Origin of the sequence: Pararhodobacter sp. SW119, assembly GCF_017811755.1 — a bacterium.
Classification (GTDB): domain Bacteria; phylum Pseudomonadota; class Alphaproteobacteria; order Rhodobacterales; family Rhodobacteraceae; genus Pararhodobacter.
This window is the reverse complement of sequence record NZ_JADDJF010000080.1, coordinates 1-8,575: the sequence shown is the minus strand read 5'-3', so window position 1 is coordinate 8,575 and position 8,575 is coordinate 1. Positions and strand designations below refer to the sequence as shown.

General features: G+C 64.8%; 9 protein-coding genes and 1 pseudogene. 4 read left to right on the top strand and 6 right to left on the bottom strand.

Annotation, left to right across the window (positions count from 1 at the left end):
• Positions 1-204 precede the first annotated feature (204 nt).
• From IM708_RS19510 to IM708_RS19500, 3 genes are read right to left on the bottom strand one after another with little or no spacing between them, the layout of a single operon-like run.
• On the bottom strand, positions 205-1,860 hold the full coding sequence (locus IM708_RS19510; RefSeq protein WP_209428246.1) for a YtxH domain-containing protein: 1,656 nt from the start codon (positions 1,858-1,860) through the stop codon (positions 205-207).
• Entirely contained in the window at positions 1,860-2,243 is a 384-nt protein-coding gene (locus IM708_RS19505) for a phage holin family protein (RefSeq protein WP_209428245.1), read from the bottom strand. The genes IM708_RS19510 and IM708_RS19505 overlap by 1 nt, the downstream gene beginning before the upstream one ends.
• A complete protein-coding gene (locus IM708_RS19500; RefSeq protein ID WP_209428244.1) occupies positions 2,240-2,794 on the bottom strand; it encodes a hypothetical protein in 555 nt (184 codons plus the stop codon). The genes IM708_RS19505 and IM708_RS19500 overlap by 4 nt, the downstream gene beginning before the upstream one ends.
• Before the next feature lie 506 nt (positions 2,795-3,300).
• Between IM708_RS19500 and IM708_RS19495 the strand changes: the two genes are divergently transcribed.
• A complete protein-coding gene (locus tag IM708_RS19495; RefSeq protein ID WP_245243345.1) occupies positions 3,301-3,963 on the top strand; it encodes a Crp/Fnr family transcriptional regulator in 663 nt (220 codons plus the stop codon).
• Here IM708_RS19495 and IM708_RS19490 read toward each other — a convergent pair.
• From IM708_RS19490 to IM708_RS19480, 3 genes are all read right to left on the bottom strand, one after another.
• Positions 3,938-4,588, bottom strand: a complete 651-nt coding sequence (locus IM708_RS19490) for a sensor histidine kinase (RefSeq protein WP_209428242.1) — start codon at positions 4,586-4,588, stop codon at positions 3,938-3,940. The two genes, IM708_RS19495 and IM708_RS19490, sit on opposite strands and share 26 nt — an antisense overlap.
• A 198-nt stretch (positions 4,589-4,786) precedes the next feature.
• A complete protein-coding gene (locus tag IM708_RS19485; RefSeq protein ID WP_245243344.1) occupies positions 4,787-6,361 on the bottom strand; it encodes a trehalose-6-phosphate synthase in 1,575 nt (524 codons plus the stop codon).
• Positions 6,362-6,586: 225 nt separating this feature from the next.
• The gene (locus IM708_RS19480; protein WP_209428241.1) at positions 6,587-6,853 is read right to left on the bottom strand and encodes a hypothetical protein; all 267 of its coding nucleotides are present in this window, start codon (positions 6,851-6,853) and stop codon (positions 6,587-6,589) included.
• 179 nt (positions 6,854-7,032) lie between these two features.
• Here IM708_RS19480 and IM708_RS19475 point away from each other — a divergent pair.
• From IM708_RS19475 to IM708_RS19465, 3 genes and pseudogenes are all read left to right on the top strand, one after another.
• A pseudogene (locus tag IM708_RS19475) lies at positions 7,033-7,362 on the top strand (transposase); the annotation flags it as partial.
• A 74-nt stretch (positions 7,363-7,436) separates the two neighbouring features.
• On the top strand, positions 7,437-7,697 hold the full coding sequence (locus IM708_RS19470) for a hypothetical protein (RefSeq protein ID WP_209428240.1): 261 nt from the start codon (positions 7,437-7,439) through the stop codon (positions 7,695-7,697).
• Positions 7,698-7,739: 42 nt separating this feature from the next.
• Positions 7,740-7,994 (top strand): hypothetical protein, encoded by a 255-nt coding sequence (locus IM708_RS19465; protein ID WP_209428239.1) that lies wholly within the window; start codon positions 7,740-7,742, stop codon positions 7,992-7,994.
• Positions 7,995-8,575 lie beyond the last annotated feature (581 nt).

The following is an 8,575-nucleotide window of genomic DNA, read 5'->3' as shown; positions in this document are numbered from 1 at the left end:
TCAATGCGGTTAACGCGGCCGGAAAGACAAGCTGGAACAATGACTTGATCGCCGGTCCGCTGGCGGACCACCGGCGGGGGCCCGTCGCTTGCCGGGGCAACAGAAGAAAAGGCGGAAGACGCCGCCGATCCGGGTCGCCTTCCGCCTGTGTGGGGCCGTCCCGGTGGGGGCAAGCCCACCGGGTTCCAACCGGCTTCCGCCCCGTCAGGACCCCTGCCGCGGGGAGCCCGAGATGGCGTCGCGGTTGCTGGGCGCGCCGCTGCGCGGCCCGCCGGGATCAGTAACGTCGCCGGCCGTGCTGCTGGTGCTGCCAGCACCCGAACTGCCGCCCGGATTGCCGCCCGGTGCGCCGCCGCTGCTGCCCGGCCCGCGATTGCCAGACCCCGCGCCGCCTCCAGATCTTTCGGACGACGTGTCGGACGACCTGTCGGACCCGGAGGACGCGCCTGAGCCGCCCGCGGCACCCTGCTTCGTCCCGGCCTTTTCCTCGACCTCGGACCGGGCGCTTCTGGTGATGTCCCGCGCCGCCTCACCGGCCTTGCGGGTCGCGCCGACCGCTGCGTCGGCAGCGGCCCCGGTCGAGAAGCCGCGGTCCTCGAATTCCTTCGAGACCTCGTCCGCGGCCTCGCTCACGACCTCCTTGGCGTCCTCGTACTGGCGGTCGACCGTGTCCTTCACGGACGACTTCAGGCTGTCGCTGGCCGACCCCATCAGGCGGTTCTCGATCCGGCTGGGCGGCAGCATGGCGGCGATCGCGGCGCCGACGGCGAGACCGATGACGCCCAGCGCCAGCGGCTGTTCCTCGGCGAGGCGCGTCAGGCCGCGTTCCATCCCGGCCCGGGTGTCCTGGACGTAATCGGTCGCGTGGTGGGTCGCGCTGCGGGCCATCTCGCCGGTCTGGCGCAGGCTGTCACGGACGCCACCGGCCATCGCACTGCCGGTTTCGCTGGCCGAGGCATAGGCCGCGGCGGCGCGTTCGGTGGTGCGATGCAGCCCATCTCGCGCCGATGCGGCCATATCCGAGGCCGCCTCCGCCGCGCGTCCGGCGCGATCGGACACCTCGGCGCCGACGTCCGCGCCCATCTCGGCGGCGCGGCCCAGGGCACCCGAGGCGCGTTCATTGGCGCCGTGCTCATGCATCCCCCCGGCCGAGGAGCCGTGGCTGGCGCCATAGCTCGACCCGTAGCTTCGGGTGGAACTACGGTCGCCACTGGCCATCATCAGCCAGCCGATGCCCGCGCCGGTCAGCAGGACCGGCAAGGGATTGTCGCGGACCGACCGGCCGAGATTGCGCATGAATTCACCGCCGCCGGCATCGCGGGCGTAGTCGACCACTTGTTCCATGATCTGCCCCGGCGATACCCGGCTGCGGATCTGGTCCAGCGTCCGGCTCAGTTCACGGCGTTCGTGCTCGACCTCGCGCTCCAGTTCGGCGCTGGACTTGTCGTGATCGTCGTCCTCGTCGTGACGGCGGCGCCGCTCGTCGCGGTAGGTCTCAGCCGCGTCGGTACGGGCGGGGGGCTGGGCAGTGTCGCGGTGAGCGGTGTTGCGATGCGTGTCAGCATAGGCCCTGGATGACGACGCCCCGGCATCCTGGCGCGCACCCCAGTTTTGGTTCGTCTCGCCGGTGCGCGTGGTGTCTGTCCGCGTGCTGTCGGAAGTTCCGGCCGATTTGGACCCTGTCGCGTCGTCGCGGGCGCGCATCGCGTGGATGTCGCGGTCGATCTCGTCGCGCGAGCGGGTCGAGACCTGGGGCGAGGTCTGCGGCGCCTGGGATGACGTGGCGCCGGGGGACGTCTTGACGCCGCTGACGCCAGGGGCTGCGGCGCCGCTCGCGCCGGGTTTCTTGTTCTCGGCCATCAGACTTGCTCCTTGGCGGTGCGCACATCGGCGCGCAATTGGTCCACCGTGCGTTGGGGTTTCAGGTTCGTCGCCTTCAGGTCGTTGGTTCCCTTCCAGATGGCAATCACGCCGATCAGGAGGGCGACGCCGCCGACGACCAGCAAGCTCAACTCGTTCGACAGGCCCGACTCGACGAGGAAGGCCGTAATGGCGAACAGAAGGACGATCAGCGCCGCAAGGGCGATGGCGCCGCCGAGGGCAATGAAAACCACGGCGCGGCCGGCTTGCTGCATCTTTTCGTGCGCCTCGGTCTTGGCAAGTTGCACCTCCTTGCGGAAAAGCGTCGACAGATGTTCGATCATGTCGGCAAAGAGGTCGGGGATGGTTTTCTCATGTCTCATGTCGGCCTCCGCGTGGTGGTGGCGGACGCGGACCTGCCGTCGCCCGAATGGTAGCTGCCCCCGCTCTGCCCCGTCTCGTGCGCGGCGCTGCTGCGCAGGAAGCGCGACAGGGCCATGCCGGCGATAACGGCCGCGCCGAAGAAGAGGGCGGGCTCGCGGCGGGCGAAATCGTTGGCGTCATGGATCAGGTCGCGCACATTGCCTTGCCGGATCCGGTCAGAGAAGCGCTCCACGCTCGTCGCCGCATCGTGCACGTGGCGGGCAAGTTCGGGTGAGGTTTCCTCGAGTTCGTCGGCGGCGCGTTCTACCGCACGGGCGACGCTGGCGACGTGCTGGGCGCCGGCATCCTTCTGCTCGCGGGCGTAGCGGTCGGCCCCCTCCATAACGGATGAGGCGATCTCGCTGCCCTGCTCGCGTAGCTCTGACGCGGTGCGGGCGGCTTCGTGCTTGACCTCCTCACCGGCGCGGGTGAGGTCTTTCTTCGCTGCGTCCGTGCGTGCGCCGGGTGATCCGGGCGGGTCGTGACGCTCGGGATTGGTGTTGTCGCTCATGCTGCGCTCCAATGCGTGAAGGCTGTGGAACCTTGCGGAAGTACCAGGAACTTGACGGACCCGGCACCTCCGCTTGGCCATTAACTATCAACCGCAATGGAGGCGTATTGTTCCCGGGATCTGCAGCGGCGGCTGCGGAAGGGAGTGGCTGTGGCGGGAAACGGCGCGGGGCGGCGTAGGAAAAGGATGGGTCCAAATTTGGACCGACGCATAATGCGCTGATAATAATGTATAAGTTGGAAAAAATTAACCTGATTGAAACCGCATAAGTCGGCGGGGTTTTCGCCTACCGGGCGGGATCAAGCATAGCTACGGCAGCGCGGTTCCGCGTCCTGGATTAAAGCTCGCGCCGGGTCTGCCGACATGGTACGCTTAAATCATCCACTGCCTCTATATCGGGCGCAGGCGACTGAGAGACCCGATTACCCCAGAGCGAGGGCGTTCGCTTGCCGACCCGGTCCCATTCCAACATTCTCCTGCGTACGCTTTCTCCCGATGACGCCGCTTTGCTCGAACCTCATTTCGAACCTGTCGATCTGCCCCTGCGCTACGTGCTCGAACGGCCGAAGGTGGCGATCGAGCATGTCTATTTCCCTCTGTCCGGCCTTGCCTCGATCGTCGCCTTGGCGGGGCGCGACAAGCAGGTCGAGGTCGGCATCTTCGGGGGCGAGGGGATGTCTGGCACGGCCATCGTCCTGGAAAACGATACCTCGCCCTATAAGTGCTTCATGCAGATCGGGGGCGAAGGCCTACGCGTCCGCGGCGAGAGGCTGCGCAAGGCGATGGATGAAAGTCCGACCCTGCGCGCAAAGTTCCTACGCTACGCGAATTACATGTCGGTACAGACCACGCAAACCGCCGTGGCGAACACGCACTCGCAACTGGAAGAGCGTCTCTGCCGGTGGCTTCTGATGTGCCATGACCGCATGGGGGGCGACAAGCTGGGGCTGACGCATGAATTTCTGTCGACGATGCTGGGTGTGCGGCGAGCCGGCGTCACACTGGCGGTTCATATCCTCGAAGGGCGCGGCCTGATCCGCGCCACCCGCGGCTGCATCGAGATCGTCGACCGCGAAGGACTGGAGGTCTGCGCGGACGGTATCTACGGGCTGGCGGAAGCCGAATACGCGCGTCTTTTCGGCGTCAGCCCAAGGGAATGGTTATCGTGAACTGGGCACCGCCGTTGGTGCGGCACTGCATCGAGCCACCAAGCTCCGAGACCAGCGAACTCACGATCTTCATTCCCAGACCGCTGCAGGTGTTCGGATCGAAATCGTCATCAAGGCCCGCTCCGCTGTCCGCCATGACAAGCTTGAGGCGATCCGCGCCATCCATCACCAGTTCGACCGAGATGCACGCGCCCTGCTGGCCGCGATAGCCGTGCTTGAGCGCATTGAGCGCCAGCTCGTTTACGATCACCAGAAGTTGCCGTGCCATGCGTTTGGAAACGACCAGCGTCTCGGCTGCTTCCACCGCGAGCAGGCAGCGGATACCGATGCCCCTCGCCATGACCGGCAGGATCTCGGCAAAGGCATCTGCCAGGTTGACGCGCTCGGTCGAGCTGCGCCGGTGCAGGTAGGCGTGAAACTTCGCGATGCTGATGATGCGAGCCTCCGCGCTTATAAGCGCAGATTGGACGGCGGAGTCGTCGGACTGTTCGCGCTGTGCTCGAAGGAGTGCTGCAGTCACGCTGAGGCTGTTGGCGATGCGATGATCGCTTTCCGCGATCCGTAGGTTGAAGTGATCCTTCGAGTGGTCATTGGTGGCCCTTGGCCGCGGTTCGGCGGTTCCCATGTCGTGTCTCCCCCCGAAGCAACAACACAACTGTCGCAAGTTGATAGGATAAGGGCACCAAGTGTTAACCCCAAGCCGATTCACGGTACGCTTGCGCACACCCAGCGGTGGAAATGGACGGCAGTTGCTGGATGTCGCCGGCAGGAGCGAGGTGCCCCTCGCACGGTCCGTCGCCGTCGGCCCTGGATCCATTAGTGTCTAGCATTTCGGCCCTTGGGCCTCGGAGGGGTGGCGCGGCGAAAGGCCTGACCGAGCCGGGCCGCGCCGCTCTGGCTGGTTTGCCCGTTCATCAGAGGGAGCCTGATCGCAGTCGACCAGCGTGTCGAGGAAGCGATTGAGCCACGCTGCGGCGTCGTTTGTCATGATCTCGTTCAAAAGTACCCGATGGCGCGCGCGCCGTTCCCTCAATGGCATCGTCAGCGCCTGGTGAAGCGCCTCGGCCATTTCCGAGATATTGTAGGGATTGACGATCAGCGCCTCGCGCATGTTCTCGGCCGCGCCGGCAAACTTCGACAGGACAAGTACGCCGGGGTCGTCTGGATTCTGCGCGGCGACGTATTCCTTGGCGACCAGGTTCATGCCATCGCGCAGAGGCGTCACGAACCCTACCTTGCTGTGACGCAAGAGTGGCGCCAACTTCCGCCGCGCCATGGGCTTGCAGACGAGCTGAATCGGCGTCCAGTCGAAATCGCCGAAGCGACCGTTGACAGAGCCGGTCAAGTGTTCCAACTCGACGCGGATTTCGGCATAAGCGTCCACCTCACTGCGGGTGGGGGGAGCGATCTGCAGGTAGTTCACGCGCTTGCACAGGTCCTGATGATTGGACAGCAGAAGCTCCATCGCCTTGAACTTCTCGGGCAGGCCCTTGGAGTAATCGAGCCGGTCGACCCCGATGATCCGCGCACAATCTTTCAATTGCAGCCGCTGGCGGTCCACGGTGGGGTCGGAAATCCGCGCTAGCTGCGAGAACCCCGTGGCGTCGATACCGATCGGATACGTCTGGATCCGGACGGTCCGCCCGCGCAGTCGGAACCTGTTGCCGGGCAGTTCCTGTGCATTCGGCAGCGTCCTCAGATAGCTCTTGAGGTTGTCGACATCCGCCTGCGTCTGAAAGCCCAAGAGGTCGTCGTAGAATAGCGCCTCCACCAGATCGCGGTGATGCGGCGCCGCCGCAAAAAGGTCGGGAGGCGGGAAGGGGATGTGCTGGAAATGCCCGATCCGTTGCGTGCAGCCCAGCCTCCGCAGGCAGCGGGCGAGCGGCAGCAGGTGATAGTCGTGGATCCAGATCAGGTCGTCGGGCTGAAGGAAAGGCTGCAATTGGCGGGCGAAGGCTTCGTTGACGCGCATGTAGGCGGCGAAATGTGCCGGGTCGTAATCCACAAGGTCCAGTCGGTAGTGAAACAGTGGCCAGAGCGTGCTGTTCGCGAAGCCCAGATAGTAGTCCGAGAAATCCCGCGCGGAAATCGGCATGCCGACGCAGGTCACCTTGCCAACCTGGCTGGTTTCGACGGGGTCGCCGGTGGTGCCGAACCGCTTGCCGTCCCAGCCGAACCAGACCCCGCCCCGCTCTTTCAGTGCATCGGCCAACCCGACCGCCAGCCCGCCCGACTGCGAGGACGCGCGCAGATCGGCAACGCGGTTGGAGACGATAACCAGGCGTTGCAGTCTGTCTCCGTCCTTGCCCGCTGATGACCCGTCAGTTGTTTCATCACGCCGCTCGCGCCGTTGCGGAACCGCGCGGACGAGGGGGTTATGGAAAAAGCCGATGGTCATCGGGAATGGCCCGCCGCACGTGGGTTTCGGTCGCTTGAGGAACCCAGCCAGGTCAGGAAAGTTCCCGTAAAAGATGTGTATCGGGGGCGTTTCGCGAGGCGCCCAGCGCGCGCGGTCGTGCGGCTCCGCTCGGGGTCGTCGCGGCGGGAAATAAGGCTTGGATTGGCCCCGACTACGGCCGGCGACCCGCGCAGGCTGCCTTGTCCGTCCGGCCCGTGGGATCGATCATTTTCTTGCGCTCGGCAACAGACCCGCCTCGGCCCGAGCGCGCCGGACAAAAAGATCGTTCTCCAGCGTCAGCTCTCCGATCTTCGCATGCTGGGTCTTCACAACGATCACCAGTTCCAGCTCAGCCTTCGGGCCGTCGACAAAGACCCCGATCGCGCCCTCAAGCCACTGGTCACGCCACTGCTTGATCCGGTCCGGACGAACGTCGAAATCCTGCGCCAGCTTGATCGAGGTCTTCTCGGCCTGGATCGCATAAACAGCCACTTTCGTTGGATCTCTGAGGGAACACTTTCTACCACGAACTGTGCGATTCAATCACCTATACCAGGGGAGGCAACGATGCTTCGGCAGCGATGGCTCACACTGCCTAGGCTCAGGACCCATAAAGTTGCTTGAGCAACGAGCGGTTGCGTGATTCAAGCTCCCAAATCGAAGGGGGCAGGATGAGCGATCTCTATTGGTTGACCGACAAGCAGATGGAGCGGCTGCGGCCGTTCTTTCCGAAGTCGCGTGGCAAGCCGAGGGTTGACGACCAGCGTGTGCTGAGTGGGATTATCTTCATAAACCGCAATGGCTTGCGGTGGCGTGACGCGCCTTCGGCCTATGGGCCGCCGAAGACGCTCTACAACCGATGGGTTCGCTGGAGCCGGATGGGAATATTCGCACGGATGTTCACGGAATTGGCTGCCGAAGGCGCGCAGACCGATACGGTGATGATTGATGCCACCCACCTGAAAGCGCACCGCACCGCGTCGAGCATGGCGCGGAAAAAGATCCTATGAGGCGACGGACGCTGAGGTTGGCTACCATCTGAGGGTCCGAAACTCTTAGCCAAGGAGATTGTCTCATGGAAATCTCTTCAGTAACCGCGGCGACGGTGAGCGCGCAGAATGCCACGATTTACGTGGCGCTGGAATTGAGCAAGAGTCGCTGGCTGGTAGGTATGCACACGCCGGTTGCCGACAAGGTGAGCCAGTATTCGGTGCCTGGTGGCGACAGCGAAGCGCTGCTGAACCGCATCGGTCGTGTGCACGATCAGACGGAGCGGCGTCTCGGGCGCCCGACGCGTATCATCTGTTGCTACGAGGCCGGCTACGACGGCTTCTGACTGCATCGTCTTCTGCGGGCCAACAATATCGAGAACCACGTCATGGACCCGGCAAGCCTGCCGGTCGATCGCCGGGCGCGGCGGGCCAAGACGGACCGGATCGACCTGGCGGCGCTGCTGCGGGCCCTGATGGCCTGGCATCGGGGCGAGCACCAGGTCTGTCGCATGGTGCAGGTGCCAAGCCCCGAACAGGAGGATTACCGCCGACGCTCGCGAGAGCGCGAGCGTTTGGTCAAGGAGCGGGGTCCAGCACATCGCCCGCATCAAGGGCCTGCTGATGACCCAGGGCATCCGTGACTTCCAGCCGGCCCGTAAAGACTGGGTGGATCGGCTCGAGCGGTTGCGCACCGGGGACGGCCGCCGCGACGCATCGCAACACGATACGACCGCTGCGCGGACCTGTTCCTGTCAGCCTGCTGCCTCGGCGCCTTTGTGCAGGCGCGCGCGGAGATTTCCGAGGATTTCTTCGAAGAACTTCTCCGGGCGCTGGGCCATCACCCGGACGCCGACCTCCCCGGTTGGTGGCAGGGCTGGCCACCCCGCGAACACGTCCGCCGCCGGCGCGACGATCTTGGCCTCGGCGCGGATTTACACCGCCCAGCTTCGTGCTGTCGTTGGCGACGTCCTCGAAGGTGTTCTCGCTCCCGATCGGCCCCTCGTTCGTCATCGCGAACCGGCCCCTTGGACCGTCGGATACCGGGATCTTTCGCGAGATTGTCGGGGAACTCGGCTTCCATTCCCTTGGGCGACTTGCGTCCCGACTTCACGTGCTTGCTGCTACTTATGACGCGATCCCCTCGCATTGGCTGCAAGAGGAAAACCGGTTCGGCATGGTACCGGTTCCGGGGCTCTCCAGTGCGCGTGATCCGTGCATTCGG

Bases quoted from the DNA above. Each gene is read 5' to 3' on its own strand.
- IM708_RS19510 (WP_209428246.1), bottom strand. From the start codon at position 1,860: ATGGCCGAGAACAAGAAACCCGGCGCGAGCGGCGCCGCAGCCCCTGGC.
- IM708_RS19505 (WP_209428245.1), bottom strand. From the start codon at position 2,243: ATGAGACATGAGAAAACCATCCCCGACCTCTTTGCCGACATGATCGAA.
- IM708_RS19500 (WP_209428244.1), bottom strand. From the start codon at position 2,794: ATGAGCGACAACACCAATCCCGAGCGTCACGACCCGCCCGGATCACCC.
- IM708_RS19490 (WP_209428242.1), bottom strand. From the start codon at position 4,588: ATGGGAACCGCCGAACCGCGGCCAAGGGCCACCAATGACCACTCGAAG.
- IM708_RS19485 (WP_245243344.1), bottom strand. From the start codon at position 6,361: ATGACCATCGGCTTTTTCCATAACCCCCTCGTCCGCGCGGTTCCGCAA.
- IM708_RS19470 (WP_209428240.1), top strand. From the start codon at position 7,437: ATGGAAATCTCTTCAGTAACCGCGGCGACGGTGAGCGCGCAGAATGCC.
- IM708_RS19465 (WP_209428239.1), top strand. From the start codon at position 7,740: ATGGACCCGGCAAGCCTGCCGGTCGATCGCCGGGCGCGGCGGGCCAAG.